Here is a 16554-nt window from a genome sequence, read left to right as displayed (position 1 = left end):
TGCCGGCAGAAGCGCCTCGTCGGGAGGACGGTGTGATGCCGGCAGAAGCGCCTCGTCGGGAGGACGGTGTGATGCCGGCAGAAGCGCCTCGTCGGAGAATGGCGGAGCTTGCTGCAGACCGCGGGAAGGAAGATTGGGGATAAAATAGCGTTTGTCGCCAGCGTTAGAGATTCGAAAGCTTCGGTGGGAGCGCGAAGAACGGCTCAGGAAGGGGCAGCGCATGAAAGTACAGTCCAGGAAAGGGGCAGCGCATGAAAGTACAGTCCAGGAAAGGAGCAGCTATTGAAATGAACACGGCTTGGGCGGCTTGCGCAGCACCATTAGCGGATGAAAATGGGCTGCACACCCCAGGCTATTTTCAAGAGAGTCCGCAAATGTTGTATTTTGTACAACAAAAGAGGGGGGATAAACCGTATTAACGGCACAATGTTGTAGAAAGTGCAACATTTTGGGCCATATTCCCGGGTTTGAAGCCAATCTCGCCCAAATTGTTGCACAAAATGCAACATTACCCTTCCTCTAGCACGAAGGATACAGAAAATGTTGCATTTTTTGCAGGATTTGTCGTCTTATGTGCCTGGGGAGGGGCCGCGGGGCCTGGGCTATTTTCAAGATCGGCAATCGAGCATTGTCCATTGTCCAACCTATATCAAAATTAGATAGATGTTATATAAAATAAGCAATTAATAATATGATTCTGCTCGCTTATACTGAACTTGTAAGGGTGGAATGGTAAAAAGGTTGGCATTGTTAAAGCTGAATCTATCCGAAATGTGCAGGCGCCGTAAACAGCCCTGCGCGTCAGGGGAGGAAATGAGGCCATGAACCGCATGCAACATCCTTGGGGCGCTTATACCGGCCCCAATCTCGCTTACATTCAAGCGCAGTACGAGCGGTATGCGGCCGATCCGGAGGCCGTCGAGCCGAGTTATCGGGAGCTGTTCGACCGCTCGGGAGCTCCGCCTTCCCGCCGGGACGATGCCGGACAAGAAGCGACCGCTGCCGCGCAACCAGGCGGGGGCGAGCTTCGATTGCTGGAGAAAGCGGCCGCCGCCGTACGCCTTGTATGGAATATACGGACCTACGGGCATCTGGCCGCGGATATCGATCCGCTCGACTTAAGTCCGGCGGCGGATACCCGCCTGCTCGAGCCTGCAACGTTCGGCTTGAGCGCCTCCGATCTTGAAGCGGTCCCGGCGCGCCTCGTATGGGAGTACGCACCTGGGGATATCGCGAACGCGAAGGAAGCGGTCGAGCGGCTGCGGCATGCCTATACGCGCACGACGGCCTACGAATTCGCCCACGTCCACGAGGAGAAAGAGCGCGAATGGCTGAATCGCCGCGTGGAAAGCGAATTGTCCGGCGGCGAGCCGCTGCCTGCCGAAGAGCGCAAAATGCTGCTGAACCGGCTCGTCGAAACGGCGCAGTTCGAAGCCTTTCTGCACCGCACGTTCGTCGGGCAGAAGCGGTTCTCCATCGAAGGGACGGATGCGCTCGTGCCGATGCTGGATGAAACGGTTCACCGAATCGCCAAGGCGGGGGGCAGCCATCTGCTGATCGGCATGGCGCATCGCGGCAGGTTGAATGTGCTCGCGCACGTGCTCGGCAAGCCTTACCGAATCATTTTCTCCGAATTTCATCATGCTCCGAACAAAGATCTCGTGCCCTCGGAAGGCTCGACCGGTCTCAATTACGGCTGGACGGGCGACGTCAAATACCATCTCGGAGCCGATCGCAGCGTAGAGGAGGAAGAAGGCCGCACGATTCGCGTATTGCTGGCGAACAACCCGAGCCATCTTGAGTTCGTTAATCCGATCGTCGAAGGATATGCGCGTGCCGCGCAGGAGAATCGAAGCCGGCCCGGGTATCCGGCGCAGGATTATGGTCAGGCGGCTGCCGTTCTCATTCACGGCGACGCCGCTTTCGCCGGGGAAGGGATCGTGGCGGAGACGCTCAATTTTAACCGTCTGCGAGGCTACAGCAACGGCGGCACGATTCATATCATTGTCAACAACCGGCTCGGCTTCACGACGGACAGCCAGGACGGCCGTTCGACCCATTATGCCAGCGACCTGGCCAAAGGGTACGAAATCCCGGTTGTGCACGTGAATGCGGACGATCCGGAGGCTTGCGTCCGGGCGGTTCGTCTCGCTTGCGAATACCGCGCCCTTTTCCGCAAAGATTTCCTGATCGATCTGGTCGGCTACCGCCGCTACGGGCACAACGAATCGGACGACCCGGAGACGACGCAGCCGATCATGTACGGCAAGCTGCGCAATCATCCGCCGGTCAGCGAGCTGTATGCCCGGCAGTTGATCCGGGAAGGCGTCGTCAGCGAGCAGGACGCGGAACGAATGAAGCGCGAGGCGCTGGTGAAGCTTCAGGTAGCCTATGAGGAAATGCGCCGCGGTGAACAGGCGAAAGCCGGCGGAGCGCAGGGCGCTGCCTCCATGCCGGCCAAGAGCGCTCCGCCCGAGCCGGTTACGGCGGTGCCTCTCGTTCGGCTGCGCGCCATCAACGCGGCGCTGCTGAAGCGGCCGGAAGGCTTCCATATGCTGCCGAAGCTGCAGCGCATTCTGGAACGGCGGGCAGGAGCGCTGGACGAGGGGGGCAAGGCCGATTGGGCGCTGGCCGAGACGCTGGCGTTCGCCACCATCCTGGAGGACGGCAAGCCGATCCGCATCAGCGGCCAGGATACGCAACGGGGCACGTTCGCGCATCGCCACCTCATTCTGCACGACGCGGCGACCGGGGAGACATTTTGCCCGCTGCACGCGCTGCCGCAAGCGAAAGCGTCGTTCGCCATTCACAATAGCCCGCTATCGGAGGGGGCCGTCCTCGGCTTCGAGTACGGATATAATGTGTACGCGCCGGAGACGCTGACCATCTGGGAAGCGCAGTATGGCGACTTCGCCAATGCCGCGCAAGTGATCATCGACCAGTTTCTCTCCGCCGGCCGCAGCAAGTGGCGCCAGAAGTCGAGCCTGACGCTGCTGCTGCCGCACGGCTACGAAGGCCAGGGGCCGGAGCATTCGAGCGCGCGGCTGGAACGGTTTTTGCAGCTGTCAGGGGAAAATAACTGGACGGTCGTCAACCTGACGCGGGCTGCGCAATATTTCCATCTGCTGCGCCGGCAGGCGGCGCTGTCCGAGTCGGACGAGGCAAGGCCGCTGATCGTCATGGCGCCCAAAAGCCTCATCCGCCACCCGCGCGTCGCTTCCCCGGCTTCCGAATTCGCCGAAGGGAAGTTCATGCCGATTCTGGAGCCGTCCGGCCCCGGCGGCAGACCGGAGCGGGTGACGCGCCTGTTAATGTGCAGCGGCAAAGTCGCCATCGACCTCGAAGAAGCGATGGAGGCCGAAGGAGCGGAACGGTTTGACTGGCTGCATGTCGTGCGCGTGGAGCGGCTCTATCCGTTCCCGGAAGACGAGCTGGCGGCGGTCGTTCGGCGCTACGGCAATGTGCGTGAGCTTATGTGGCTGCAGGAGGAGCCCCGCAACATGGGAGCATGGAGCTTCGTCCAGCCTTATCTGCGGCATCTCGCTCCCGAGAGGGCGGAGGTGCTGTACGCGGGGCGGCCCGAGCGGGCCAGCACGGCGAGCGGGTATCAGAACGTTCACGCCCGCGAGCAGAAGCTGCTGCTGGAGCAGGCGTTGGCGCAGGGGAAAACTGAATGACGGACGGTGCCAAAAAAAGCGCGAGATCGATAAGGAGGTGCGGTTCATTATGGCCGATATCAGGGTGCCCGAAATGGGCGAATCGATAACCGAAGGCACGATTGCAAAATGGGTCGTCAAGGTGGGCGACGCGGTTGGCCAGGGCGATCTGCTCGCTGAGCTGGAGACGGACAAGGTGAATCTGGAGCTGAACGCGGACATTGCCGGCGTCGTCGCCGAGATTCGCAAAGCCGAAGGCGATACGGTGCAGGTCGGCGAGGTAATTGGCACGATCCGCGAAGGTGCGGCCGCTCAGACGACGACAGCGCAAGCGGCAGCTGCGCCCGCGCCGGAAGCCGCAGCGGAGGCGCGAGGCGCGCAGGCCGGATCGGCGGCTGTATGGGCGGAGCGGCCGGCGGCTGGTACGGCGCCGGCTGCCGCGCATGCGCCGAGCGCGCCGGGAGCGGCCGCCGCCCGGGGCGGCTTGCCGGCGGTGGCGACGCCGGCGGCGCGCAAGCTGGCGCGGGAGCGCGGCATCGACCTGCGGCAGGTGGAGCCGGCTGACCCGGCCGGGCGAATCGGCGTCAGCGATGTCGCCTCCGCAGGAGGCGTATCGCTGACGCCGATAGCGGCGCATGTCGCGCCGCCGCAAATGTCGCCGGCAGGGGTGCCGTCCGCGCCGCCGCAGGCCCCGCCGGCAGGAGCGCCGTCCGCGCCATCCCAAATGTCGCCAGCGGGAGCGCCGTCCGCGCCATCGCAAGTCTCGCCGGCAGGCGCGGGAGAAGGCGACCCGGCCGCCGCCAAGCCGACCGAGCGCATCCGCATGTCGCGCCGCCGGCTGACGATTGCCAGCCGACTCGTCGAAGCGCAGCAGACGGCGGCGATGCTGACGACGTTCAACGAGGTCGATATGTCGGCTATCCTCGACATCCGCAAGCGCCGCAAGCAGTCGTTCCAGGAGAAGCACGACGTAGGGCTCGGTTTCATGTCGTTTTTCACGAAGGCGGTCGTGGGGGCGCTGAAGGCGTATCCGCTTCTGAACGCGGAGATCGACGGCGAGACGATCCTGGTCAAGAAATATTACGATATCGGCATCGCAGTGGCGGCCAAAGAAGGGCTCGTCGTGCCGGTCGTCCGCGACGCCGACCGGCTCAGCTTCGCCGAGATCGAGAAGCGGATCGCGGAGCTGGCGGCCAAGGCGCGTTCGAACTCGCTCGCGCTTGCCGATTTGCAAGGCGGGACGTTTACGATTACGAACGGAGGCGTGTTCGGATCGCTCATGTCGACGCCGATTTTGAACGCCCCGCAGGTCGGCATCCTCGGCATGCACAAGATCCAGTGGCGGCCGATCGCCATCGACGAGGAGAAGATGGAAAATCGCCCGATGATGTACATTGCGCTTTCCTATGACCACCGGATAGTGGACGGCAGCGAGGCCGTGCGTTTTCTCGTCACCGTCAAGGAGCTGCTGGAAGATCCGGAGACGCTGCTGCTTGAGGGATAGCAGGGATAAATTCGCCGAAGCCCTTCGGCGAATTTTCCAGTATCGCGGACGATGACCGACGACGAAGGAAGCGCCCGTCATAGATGTCTATCCAATGTTCGTGAATGCAGCTTTGACGGGGCCGCTTGCTTCCGATATTGTGAAAAGGCAGGAAGCAGCTGTATTTGGGAAAGGAATGGGGGGCTGACTGTTATGGCGTGTCGCAATGGGCGGCAGTACCATTGTGGTTGCAATTGTTCTGGGAAATGGATACACTGAATTTACAGATGAATTGCTGCAATTCGGCACATTGGATACCGCCCAATTTTCAAGAGAGTCAGCAAATGTTGTATTTTGTACAACAAAAACGGGGGGATAAACCGCATATGCCGCTCATTGTTGCAAAAAGTGCAACATTTCGGGCGGTGTTCCGAGATTTAAAGCCAAATTCGCCCAAAATGTTGCACGAATTACAACAATCCCCCGCATCTAGTGCGAAGGATACGAGAAATGTTGTATTTTTTGCAGGATTTGCGCCTCATGTGACCGGTGTTTCCGGGGAGGGACAGCGCTAGCGCGGAGTTCGAACGCCAATGAGGAATTCGCGGGCCGCCACTAGGCCAAGTGATGCGAAGAAATAATAGGATTGCTCATACTGAAACTGCGATGTGTTCCCTGCAATGGCAGGGGTGATCCGATTAGGTTCCAGTTTCTGATTAAGGGTATATCCATGCTCCCCGCATATGCGGGGGCGAAAATCCCTACTCACACGAAGTAGGGATTTTCTTTTAGTATGTGTTCCCCGCATGTAGGTGGAGATAAATATCTCGAGAAAATAAAAACTAATATTAGTTTTTATTTTCTTATAAATAAATATTGCTATATTCTCAAATATTGATATAATAGAAATAAATGGTGGATATCCCAAAACCGCAACACGAACGTCCATTCCTGACAAGCAGTTGTCAAAATGGTATGCGATAATATGGAATGCGACCGTCTCTGAATCCAGATCAACTCGAGCAGAACCTGTTCAACGAAGCCGAGAGCCTGGCGACGCCGCCGGGCGAAAAAGCGCCGAATAAGCCGGCGATCATAGGGAAAGCAGGGGATTGATCGTGAATAAATCATTGTTTTCAAGCAAAGCGCGAAGCCTGTGGGCGAAAAAATCGCGCAGTGGCGACCTTTTGTGGCTGCCATTGCCTGTCCATTTGTCGGATACCGCGGAAGCGGCGCGGCTATTATGGGCTCGATGGGTGCCCGCCGGAGTGAAACGGAGATTGGCGTCAGGAATAGCCAGCGGAACGGAAGAAGATGCGGAAAGACTGCTGGTGTTTTTGGCTGCGGTGCACGATCTCGGCAAAGCCTCGCCCGCTTTTGCCTCTATGGAGTGCGGGAACCGGGAATTGGATGAACCGGTTTTTGATCAGATCATCCGTTCGGGACTGCCGCTGGAACGCCAAAGCCGCTTTATGTATCGCGAGAAGACGCCGCATGCGTTGGCATCACAAGTATTGCTGCACAATGCCGGATGTCCTGTCAGTACAGCCGTCGTTCTCGGTGCACACCACGGCAAGCCGCCGGATGTGAACCTGCTGCTGAACAATTTCGAGATATATCAGGAAAATTATGACATGGGCAATGAGGCAGCGTGGCATGAAGTGCAGCATGAATTGATCGAGCATGCTTTGGCGCTGGCGGGATATAGCACGGCGGCAGAGCTGCCCGAATTGGACGCCGCCGCGCAGGTGTTGTTCAGCGGCTTGCTGATTGTTGCGGACTGGATCGCCAGTGATCCGAGCCTTTTTCCCTATATGCGGTTGGGCGATACTTCGATGCCGGATTCGCGGAAGAGAGCGGCTATGGCGTGGAAGCAGCTGGGGTTCATTCCATTTGAGGCAGGCCACCGTTGGAAGCATGCAGACCTTTATGAATTGCGATTCGGCATCCGGTCGCCGTATCCGGTTCAGGACGCCGTCAGACAAGTGCTGGAACAAGTCGGTGCTCCCGGGATCATGGTGATTGAAGCGCCGATGGGGGCGGGGAAAACGGAAGCCGCGCTCGTCGCCGCCGAGATTTTGATGGACATGACGAACCGCAGAGGAGTGTTTTTTGCCCTGCCGACGCAAGCGACATCGGACGGAATATTTCCCAGGGTTAAGGAATGGGTGTCGCGGCTGGAGACGGAGAAAGCGCAGTCCATCCGGCTGATGCACGGCAAGGCGCAGTTTAATCGAATGTTTCAAAACCTCGCCAACGGGTGGAACATCGCTGAGGATGAGGAGGCCGGCGTATATGTCCACGAGTGGTTTACCGGACGCAAACGGGCCATGCTGGATGATTTTGTCGTCGGCACGATCGATCAACTGCTGATGGCGGCATTGAAGCAGAAGCATGTGATGCTTCGCCATTTGGGCTTGGCGAACAAGGTCGTCATCATCGACGAGTGTCATGCGTTCGATGCTCATATGAATTGTTACCTGGAACGGGCATTGAATTGGTTGGGGGCATATGGCGTTCCCGTCGTTGTGCTGTCGGCGACGCTGCCGGCGGAGAAGCGGAAGATGGTGGTCGAAGCGTATTGCGGCAAGAAGCTTCAGGCGGCAGGACAGCGAAAAGTTTGGAATCCATTCGAGGAAAAAACAAGCGATGACCAGCCCGATCCGTCCTCCCGGACCGAAACACCGGAGTGGGTGGTCCGCCGTGCCTATCCGCTGATCACCTACACGGACGGCGGAGAAGTCAGGCAGGCATTGGTACCGTCGGGCGAATCGCGGAAACAGGTCGAGATCGTGCGGCTGGACGATGACGCGATTGCCGATAAATTATCGGAATGGTTGGCTGACGGCGGCTGTGCCGGGGTGATTGTGAACACGGTTCGCCGGGCGCAGAAACTGGCGCGCACATTCAAGACGAGGTTCGGCGATGACGCGGTACACTTGGTGCATTCGCGATTTTTGACGCCGGATCGCATTGCGAAAGAAGAACAATTGAGGCAAGAGTTGGGGAAGCCAGGCTTCGGTCGAACCAGACCTTCCTTGCGCATCGTTGTGGGGACGCAGGTGCTGGAACAATCGCTCGATATCGATTTCGATGTGCTGATCACGGATCTTTGCCCGATCGATTTGCTGCTGCAGCGCATCGGACGGCTGCATCGGCATGACCGGCCGCGGCCGCCGCGGCTGCGACAGCCTCTATGTTTCGTCACAGGAGCGGGCCAAGACGAGTTGGACAGCGCCAGCGCCGAGATATACAGTAAATATTTACTGATGCGGACGAAGGCTCGTCTCCCCCAGCGCGTGACGCTGCCGGAAGACATTCCCCATCTTGTGCAGGACGTGTACGATCTGCGCTGCTCTCTCCTGCCGGATACGGAAGCTTGCCGGCAAGCGGAGTCCGAGTACCGCCTGCTGCTGGAAAAAAAGAGAAACAAGGCAGACGCGTTTCGTATGTGTGCCCCCATGGGCATGGAGAATATGATCGGATGGCTGAACACCGATGTGTCGGACCAAAAAGGCGAGGCTGCGGTGCGCGATACTGAGGACTCCATCGAAGTGCTGCTGATCCAATGGACGGCCTCCGGCGGTGTCGCTTTCCTGCCCTGGATCGAAAATGGGGCGGAGCTGGACCGGCATCGTGAACCGTCCGAGGAGATAGCTCGCAAGCTTGCTCAATGCAGTGTACGGCTGCCCGCCGCTGTATGCGGAAAGCCCAAGGAATTGGATGCCAACATTGAACGTCTGAGACAGTCGAACAGGCAACTGCTGGGAGCATGGCAGCAATCGTCATGGTTGCGCGGCGAACTGTTTCTGATTCTGGACGAACATTTGCAGGCGGAATTCGGCAACTACCGTTTAACCTACCATCCCGATTTCGGGCTGGATTATACCGTAAAGGGGGAAGTTGTGGAAAGTGACAACGGAGAAGGCGGAGTTTAATTTGCTGCGGGAACCGTGGATCGTCGTAATGAAAGAGGATGGATTCACCGAAGAAGTCGGCCTGCTCGAGCTGTTTGCGCGAGCCCATCAGTTTCGCGGCCTGGCCGGCGAGCTGCCGACGCAGGATATCGCGGTATTGCGTCTGCTGCTGGCGATTCTGCACTGTGTATATGGAAAGTTCAATCTGCAGGGAGTTTCCGAGCCGCTGTTTGATGACGGTTCTGCTGAGGTTACTCCGGCCGCCGCATTTCGGCGCTGGCAGGAAGTATGGGAAGGCGGGCAGTTTTCCCATCCGATCCTCCGGCAATATCTGGAACACTTTGAGGACCGGTTCTGGTTGTTCCATCCCGAACGCCCGTTCTATCAGGTGCCCGGCCTGGATAAGGCGACGGACTATTCCGCGGCGAAGTTGAACGGCGAACTGGCCGAGAGCGGCAACAAGATCCGCCTGTTCTCTTCCCGCAGCGGGGAGACCAAGGGCTGGCTGACCTATGCGGAAGCCGCACGCTGGCTGCTGTATGTCAACGGGTATGACGACACGTCAGCCAAACCGAAAGGAAAGAACTTGCCCAGCCCGGGAGCGGGATGGCTTGGCAAGTTGGGGCTCGTCGTTGCCGTCGGGAACAATCTGTTCGAAACGCTGATGTTGAATCTCACGTTGCTGCGTGACGGACAGACCCTGTGGGAACAGGGCGATGCGATATGGGAACAGAATGAAGTTAGAACGGAAGAACGCTGCGAAATCGCGCAGCCCAATCATCCGGCAGCACTTCTTACGCTGCAGTCGCGCCGCCTGCAGCTGAAGCGGAGCGGCGGCAAAGTCATCGGGTATTCGCTGCTCGGCGGCGATTTCTTTCCGCCGGAAAATGCGTTTGCCGAACAGATGACCGTATGGCGGAAAAGCAAGGAATCTGGCGGCGGGCCCGAAGAATACAAACCTCGCCGTCACGATCCGTCGCGGCAAGTTTGGCGGGATTTTGCGGCACTCTTCGCGAACAGCAGCGGTCATCGCAGCCCCGGGGTCGTCAGTTGGGTAAAGCAGTTGAATAATCGAAAAATTGTCAACCGTCCGCTGTTTCGTTTCCAAATCGCCGCTGTCAAGTATGGCGACAAAGATTTTTTCATCGATGATGTGTTCAGCGACGGCATTGCTTTCCATGGAGATTTGCTGGACGGCGACCTCATGGAGGAACGGTGGATCGGCCGCATTTTGCAAGAAATCGAAACGACCGAGCTGCTGGTCGGACAAGTCGGCCAGCTCGCGCAAAATATTGCCAGAGTGACGGGAGACAGCGATGCGAATCGCCTTCGCCGCACGGCGAGCGAAGCTCGGGAACAAGCGTACTATCGGTTGGACAGGCCGTTCCGGAAGCTTCTGGAAGAGATCGACCCTGCACAGAATCCAGATGAGATGTCCGCCAAATGGTGGGAGCAAGCCCAGCGCATCGTCCGCGGATTGGGGAGAGAGTTGGTGGAGCAATGCGGCTTGCGCGCTTATGCGGAGCGGTCCTTTGAAGAAAATGGTCAGAAGATCCGTTACTCGGTCCCGCAAGCATATAATCAATTTCTGTATCGAACTGCCAACCATAATACATTGAAGGGAGGGAAGAAAGGTGAAACCGTCCAAAGCAGGGCAAATTAGTCAATTCGTTCAGGCACGCATCACCCGCCTGTCCCATATCAACAATGAGTCGAGGCTTGCAGCAACGTTGGCGAAGCTTCGCCGCGGTGTCGGCAAAGAACCGGGCAGCCTGCCGGAGCTGTGGGAAGTGACGCTCGACGGGATGCCGGAGAGCCTGCAAGGTAACGACGAACAGCCGAGTTTTGGCGAACGGGCGGCGCACACGGCGTTGACGTTATTTGCGCTTCATCAGCAAGGCAAAAAGGAGAAATGGATGAGCGAATCAGGCGCCACACTGGGAGGGGCCATGCGCGAAATGATCCGGCGAAATTCGGAGCGGGAAACCGCGATCACGCGCCGCTTCTTGGCCGCGGTGACGGCAGACAGCTATGAAGAGTTGGTATGGCATCTGCGCGGGCTTGTCCAGTTGCTGCGTGCGGAAGACATCAAGCTGGATTATCCGTTGCTGGCGAAAGAGCTGTTTGACTTTCAGTATCCCATCAGACGGGACCGTATTCGCCTCCAGTGGGGAAGACAATTTTACTGGCAACCGCCTCAGGAACGTTCCGACAATGGGTCCAATGATCAGAAATAAGGAGATGATATCCATGTCTTATTCAACCCGTCTGTATCTTGATGTCCATGCCTTGCAAACGGTCCCGGTCAGCTGCATCAATCGGGATGACACCGGAAGTCCGAAAACGGCCACATATGGCGGCGTGACGCGCTCGCGCGTCTCCTCGCAGAGCTGGAAACGGGCCATCCGCGTGATGTTCAAGGACTTGCTCCCTGAAGAAAAGCTGGGAGTTCGCACGAAAAAAATCGTGGACATGATAGCGGAAGAAATTCAACGCCGCGGTGCGGCAGACGATCCCCAGGCCGCTGCGCAAAAAATCCTCGAGGCGGCCGGACTCAAGATCAAATCGGTGGAGAAAGGAACGGATGCGCTGTTTTTTCTCAGCCGGTCGCAAGCCGGGGCGTTGGCTCAACTCGCCGCGCAGGAACCGGAACTCCTGAAGGGAAGTTTGTCCAGAGAGGATAAGAAAAAGATCGCCAGAGCCTTAAGTGACCATCCTGCTATCGACGTAGCGCTGTTCGGGCGTATGGTGGCCGACGATCCTTCCCTGAACACGGATGCTTCGGCGCAAGTTGCGCACAGCTTGTCGACGCATAAGGTCAGCAACGAATATGATTACTTCACGGCAGTGGATGATCTGACTATGGAGGACAGCACAGGAGCGAGTCATATCGGCACGATGGAGTTCAATTCGTCCACCATGTATCGGTACGCCACTGTGGCGGTACACCAGCTGGCGGAACAGTTGGCCGAAGATACGGTGCAGGCGGCGGTGCAGTTCGTTCGCGCCTTTGTCTGCTCCATGCCCACAGGCAGGCAGAATTCGTGTGCCAACCGGACTTTGCCGGACGCGGTACTCGTCACCTTGCGCAATGACCAGCCGATCAACCTGGTGGGCGCTTACGAAAAACCGGTGCCGGCCAGCGATGAAGGATACGTTGCGCCGTCCGCCCGGCGCCTCGTGCGCCATGCCCGCAACGTATACGGGCAGTTTGCCGGAGAACCGGTTTTGTCGCTCGTCACCGGCGAATTTTTGTCGGAGTTGGGAGACACGATGCCGCTGTCTGAACTGCTCGATACTTTGGCGAGAGCGCTGCCCGAACACTTGCCCGCTGGCAGGAATGTCTTATGAGCACGTTGCTGTTGCGGCTGGCGGCTCCGCTGCAGTCCTGGGGGAGCGATGCCAAGTTTGAACGCAGGGGCACCGAACGGGTGCCGACGAAAAGCGGTGTCATCGGGATGATCGCGGCAGCGCTTGGACGCAGGCGTCATGAAAGTGTGGAGGATTTGTTGCGGCTGCGTTTTGGCGTCAGGGTGGATCGAGAAGGGGCGCTGCTGCGGGATTTTCATACTGCCCGGCGGGACAAGCTGGCCTATGTAACGCACCGGTACTATCTCGCCGATGCCGTGTTTCTTGTCGGTCTGGAGGGATCGGAGGAGCAGCTGACGGCGATTGACCGTGCCTTGCGTCAGCCAGCCTATCCGCTGTTTCTCGGACGCCGTTCCTGCCCTCCGGAAGGCCGGGTGTCGCTGGGCATCCGTTCCGGAAGGCCGCTGTTATCCGCGCTGCAGGAAGAGCCGCCGTTGACGGACAGAAAGCCGTCCCAGTGGCGTTTTGTTTATGATGCTGAACCAGGCGAATCGCGTGCTTATGTGCAGCGGGATCTCCCGCTGTCTTATGATTCGGCACATCGCAAGCATGGATTTCGCCGGATTGCGGAGAAGACGATGCCGACCGATACGGCGGCCGGGGAGCGGCATCCTGAACAGGCGACAGATCATGATCCGTTCCTGGGATTGGAGGGGGATTAGTCGATGTACTTGTCGCGGGTGATATTGAATGATCGCAAGAGGGATACGCAGCGTGCCCTCGCTTCTCCCCAAATCATCCATGGGGCAGTGGAATCCAGCTTCCCGAGGAATGGTTCCAGGCCGGAATCAGCTCGCAAGCGGCTGCTGTGGCGTGTGGATTATGTGGCGGACAAGTGTTGTCTGCTCCTGCTGAGTGAAGATCGGCCGGATTTGACATCTTTGATCCAACAGTTCGGATATCCGGACGTCCAGCCACAGGGAGAGACGAAAGCGTACGCTCCTTTTCTGGACAAGCTGCGCAACGGCCAGCGCTGGCAATTTCGCTTGCGGGCCAATCCGGTGCGCAGCAGTGCCAGAGAAGCAGATGAACGTACCGGTAGAGGCAAAGTCTTCGCACACGTTACCCCGGAACAACAAAAGCAATGGCTGATGGCGCGGGCAGAAGGTTGCGGTTTTGCCGTGAAACCGGAAGAATTTAATGTCGTTCACACTGATTGGAAAACATTCCGCAAAGCAACGCAAGGCCAACATCGTGTTGTACTGCGCACCGCCACGTTCGAAGGAGTGTTATCCATCACAGACGCTGAACGCTTTCGGTTAGCGCTGACCAGCGGCATCGGGAGAGCTAAGGCGTATGGCTGCGGCCTGATGACGATCATGCCGATTGCGGGGGGATGATATGGGTTCAAAACGTACGAGCATGGACAAGCCCGGGCTGCACGCTCTTCCAACCGTACGTGACCGGTTTTCGTTTCTTTATCTGGAACGGTGTACTATCAATCGTCAGGACGGAGCGATCACGGTAACGGATGCGCGTGGTACTGTACACGTTCCGGCTGCATCGCTGGGCGTGCTGATGCTGGGCCCCGGTTCCACAATCAGTCATCGTGCGATAGAATTGATCGGCGATACGGCAACCAGTGTCATCTGGGTGGGGGAGAGAGGCGTTCGATATTATGCCCACGGGCAACCGCTCACCCACTCGGCGCATTTGTTGATTCGCCAGGCGGAATTGGTATCCAATACAAGATCGCGGATTGCGGTGGCCCGCCACATGTATCAGCTTCGCTTTCCGGATGAAGATGTATCCAAATTGTCCATGCAGCAGTTGCGGGGACGCGAGGGAGCCAGAATTCGTGCGGTTTATCGGAAAGTATCCCAGGATACGGGGGTTCACTGGAAAGGCAGGGTTTATAATCCGAATGATTTCGGGGGAAGCGATGCGGTGAACATGGCATTGTCAGCGGCTCATGCCTGTCTGTACGGGGTGGTGCACAGCGTCATCGTCGCTTTGGGTTGCTCGCCAGGGCTGGGGTTCATTCATACCGGACATGAGCGATCGTTTGTGTACGATATTGCTGATCTGTACAAGGCGGAGTTGACGATTCCGATCGCTTTTCAGGTAGCGGCAGAACAGCCGAAGGATATCGGCGGGACGACGCGGCGGCGAGTGCGTGATGCGATCGCGGATGGACGTATTTTGGAAACCGTGGTGAGAGACATTCGCGCCTTGCTGCTGGACAAGGAAGAGGCTCAGGATGAGCGCCTGGATGTCAACATTGTACGATTATGGGATGATAGAACTGGGGCCGTGGCCCATGGGGTGTCTTACGGCAAACGATTGGATGAGGATGACGAAGGACTGGAAGAAGGTTATGGAAATCTGCTGGAGGAACGCTCATGATCGTGCTTACATTAACGAACGGCCCGCCTTCCTTGCGCGGAGAATTGACGAGGTGGCTGCTGGAAATCGATACCGGCGTGTACGTGGGGCGAGTTAGTGCAAGGGTACGAGAACAGATTTGGCACCGGGTTCAGGAACATGTTCAAAGCGGCCGGGCGATCATGGTATTTCATTCTGGCACAAGCGAGCAAGGTTTGGACTTTCGAACCCATAACGCGGAATGGGAACCGATTGATTTTGACGGACTGAAATTGATGCTACGCCCATCGTTGCCTCGAATAGCAAGTCGGGACGCCGTACCAGAGGAAACGTTAAACGGTAAATTCAGCAGGTCGGCAAAGATGCAGACAGCAAAGCGCATGACGAAAAGCGTCTATCGGCCTTGGCATGATTATGTCGTCATCGATGTCGAAACGACAGGATTGTCCCCGGAACGCGATGAAATGATGGAGATTGGTGCGGTGAAAGTGCGGGAGCGGCAGGTGGAAGCGACTTTTCAAGCCTTGTTGAAGATTAATGGCAGGATATCGCCCTCTGCATCGAAATTAACCGGATTAACGGAAGAGATGCTACAGGCTGAGGGGAGACGGTTGGAGGAAGTATTGCCCGAATTCCTTGCTTTTATCGGAGATTTGCCGGTGATAGCGCATCATGGCTATTTCGACTACGCTTTTATCCGGGCGGCGTGCGCAAAATACGGTTTTCCGCTTATTACCAATCAACGGACGGATACGAACTCGCTGGCCAAACGCTGCATTGATAAGTTGGCAAATTACAGGCTGGATACGTTGGTTGACTATTTTCAGATCCCGGTTAAACGGCTGCACCGCAGTTTGGATGACTGTTTTGCCACAATGCAACTTTATCAGAAACTCAATGAAATCAGGGAGCAAGAGTTATAAAAAGCGGATGATTACGGGATTTTTTTAGTATGTTCCCCGCGTGTGCGGGGGTGATCCCATCCGACCTTCATCTGCGCGGAAACCGTAACGATGTTCCCCGCGTGTGCGGGGGTGATCCCAACTTCACTGTCCGGGGATGTCGAGCTATATAATGTTCCCCGCGTGTGCGGGGGTGATCCGGAATCATCGTTGTAACGCTCCACGAAGATTTAATGTTCCCCGCGTGTGCGGGGGTGATCCGACAGTTCGCCGTTATGGCTGCCCCCATTGGAGATGTTCCCCGCGTGTGCGGGGGTGATCCTATGGGGTCAAAAATGAGAAATAATATGTTGTTATGTTCCCCGCGTGTGCGGGGGTGATCCTATACGAGGAGGATTATAATAATGGCAAACGTAATGTTCCCCGCGTGTGCGGGGGTGATCCTTGAATCTCAACTTCAATCCGAAGATGATAAAGATGTTCCCCGCGTGTGCGGGGGTGATCCTAGATCCAAGAGGAGAAGGGCCTGACAGTTTATATGTTCCCCGCGTGTGCGGGGGTGATCCTAGTTGGTGTTGCACCTATTGGTTTTTGTTTTAATGTTCCCCGCGTGTGCGGGGGTGATCCGAGAACCCCGTCCTCAATAGTAGAGATGTCAAAATGTTCCCCGCGTGTGCGGGGGTGATCCTCTGATGTCGCCCGTTTACCAACCCGCGCGCGGATGTTCCCCGCGTGTGCGGGGGTGATCCTTTAATACAATATTGCCGTATTTCGTGGTATAAATGTTCCCCGCGTGTGCGGGGGTGATCCGCCAACCCTGTACCCGTGCCGGAGTAATGGCCGATGTTCCCCGCGTGTGCGGGGGTGATCCCGATTGGCAAGCCGATACATCGCGATTGACT

Annotated in this window: 11 protein-coding genes and 1 CRISPR repeat array (1 of these 12 cut by a window edge); all 11 genes read left to right on the top strand. The window is 57.6% G+C overall.

Features of this window, described 5'->3' with window-relative positions; genetic code table 11:
* The first annotated feature begins 821 nt into the window (after nt 1-821).
* The 11 genes from F591_RS0121360 to cas2e all read left to right on the top strand — a co-directional run bounded on the left by F591_RS0121360 (nt 822) and on the right by cas2e (nt 15673).
* Complete coding sequence (locus F591_RS0121360; RefSeq protein WP_019536653.1) at nt 822-3677, top strand: 2-oxoglutarate dehydrogenase E1 component; 2856 nt, start codon at nt 822-824, stop codon at nt 3675-3677.
* Between the two features lie 49 nt (nt 3678-3726).
* The gene (gene odhB / locus F591_RS0121355) at nt 3727-5160 is read left to right on the top strand and encodes a 2-oxoglutarate dehydrogenase complex dihydrolipoyllysine-residue succinyltransferase (protein WP_019536652.1); all 1434 of its coding nucleotides are present in this window, start codon (nt 3727-3729) and stop codon (nt 5158-5160) included.
* Between the two features lie 164 nt (nt 5161-5324).
* A complete protein-coding gene (locus F591_RS31675; RefSeq protein WP_156829652.1) occupies nt 5325-5714 on the top strand; it encodes a hypothetical protein in 390 nt (129 codons plus the stop codon).
* A 543-nt stretch (nt 5715-6257) separates the two neighbouring features.
* Nucleotides 6258-9077 (top strand): CRISPR-associated helicase Cas3', encoded by a 2820-nt coding sequence (cas3, locus tag F591_RS0121345; RefSeq protein ID WP_169445871.1) that lies wholly within the window; start codon nt 6258-6260, stop codon nt 9075-9077.
* The gene (gene casA, locus F591_RS28690; protein ID WP_019536648.1) at nt 9052-10719 is read left to right on the top strand and encodes a type I-E CRISPR-associated protein Cse1/CasA; all 1668 of its coding nucleotides are present in this window, start codon (nt 9052-9054) and stop codon (nt 10717-10719) included. The genes cas3 and casA overlap by 26 nt, the downstream gene beginning before the upstream one ends.
* The gene (gene casB / locus F591_RS28685) at nt 10691-11293 is read left to right on the top strand and encodes a type I-E CRISPR-associated protein Cse2/CasB (RefSeq protein WP_019536647.1); all 603 of its coding nucleotides are present in this window, start codon (nt 10691-10693) and stop codon (nt 11291-11293) included. The genes casA and casB overlap by 29 nt, the downstream gene beginning before the upstream one ends.
* Before the next feature lie 13 nt (nt 11294-11306).
* Nucleotides 11307-12407 carry a type I-E CRISPR-associated protein Cas7/Cse4/CasC gene (gene cas7e, locus F591_RS0121330; RefSeq protein WP_019536646.1) on the top strand — a complete coding sequence of 367 codons (1101 nt, stop codon included), beginning with the start codon at nt 11307-11309 and terminating at the stop codon, nt 12405-12407.
* Nucleotides 12404-13087, top strand: a complete 684-nt coding sequence (gene cas5e / locus F591_RS0121325; RefSeq protein WP_019536645.1) for a type I-E CRISPR-associated protein Cas5/CasD — start codon at nt 12404-12406, stop codon at nt 13085-13087. Before cas7e ends, cas5e begins: the two co-directional genes overlap by 4 nt.
* A 3-nt stretch (nt 13088-13090) precedes the next feature.
* A complete protein-coding gene (cas6e, locus tag F591_RS0121320) occupies nt 13091-13765 on the top strand; it encodes a type I-E CRISPR-associated protein Cas6/Cse3/CasE (RefSeq protein ID WP_019536644.1) in 675 nt (224 codons plus the stop codon).
* A 1-nt stretch (nt 13766) separates the two neighbouring features.
* Nucleotides 13767-14771, top strand: coding sequence for a type I-E CRISPR-associated endonuclease Cas1e (cas1e, locus tag F591_RS28680; RefSeq protein WP_156829650.1), 1005 nt, complete (start codon nt 13767-13769; stop codon nt 14769-14771).
* Nucleotides 14768-15673, top strand: coding sequence for a type I-E CRISPR-associated endoribonuclease Cas2e (gene cas2e / locus F591_RS0121310; RefSeq protein ID WP_019536642.1), 906 nt, complete (start codon nt 14768-14770; stop codon nt 15671-15673). Before cas1e ends, cas2e begins: the two co-directional genes overlap by 4 nt.
* Nucleotides 15674-15702: 29 nt before the next feature.
* A CRISPR array of direct repeats spans nt 15703-16554; the repeat unit is 28 nt; unit sequence ATGTTCCCCGCGTGTGCGGGGGTGATCC (it continues 91 nt past the right edge of the window).

This window comes from Paenibacillus ginsengihumi DSM 21568 (assembly GCF_000380965.1).
Taxonomy (GTDB): domain Bacteria; phylum Bacillota; class Bacilli; order Paenibacillales; family NBRC-103111; genus Paenibacillus_G; species Paenibacillus_G ginsengihumi.
This window is presented reverse-complemented; position numbering and strand designations above follow the sequence as displayed.

What these genes read in the sequence shown, in the direction of transcription:
- F591_RS0121360 (WP_019536653.1), top strand. Translation starts at nt 822, where the DNA reads ATGAACCGCATGCAACATCCTTGGGGCGCTTATACCGGCCCCAATCTC.
- odhB (WP_019536652.1), top strand. Translation starts at nt 3,727, where the DNA reads ATGGCCGATATCAGGGTGCCCGAAATGGGCGAATCGATAACCGAAGGC.
- cas7e (WP_019536646.1), top strand. Translation starts at nt 11,307, where the DNA reads ATGTCTTATTCAACCCGTCTGTATCTTGATGTCCATGCCTTGCAAACG.
- cas5e (WP_019536645.1), top strand. Translation starts at nt 12,404, where the DNA reads ATGAGCACGTTGCTGTTGCGGCTGGCGGCTCCGCTGCAGTCCTGGGGG.
- cas6e (WP_019536644.1), top strand. Translation starts at nt 13,091, where the DNA reads ATGTACTTGTCGCGGGTGATATTGAATGATCGCAAGAGGGATACGCAG.
- cas1e (WP_156829650.1), top strand. Translation starts at nt 13,767, where the DNA reads ATGGGTTCAAAACGTACGAGCATGGACAAGCCCGGGCTGCACGCTCTT.
- cas2e (WP_019536642.1), top strand. Translation starts at nt 14,768, where the DNA reads ATGATCGTGCTTACATTAACGAACGGCCCGCCTTCCTTGCGCGGAGAA.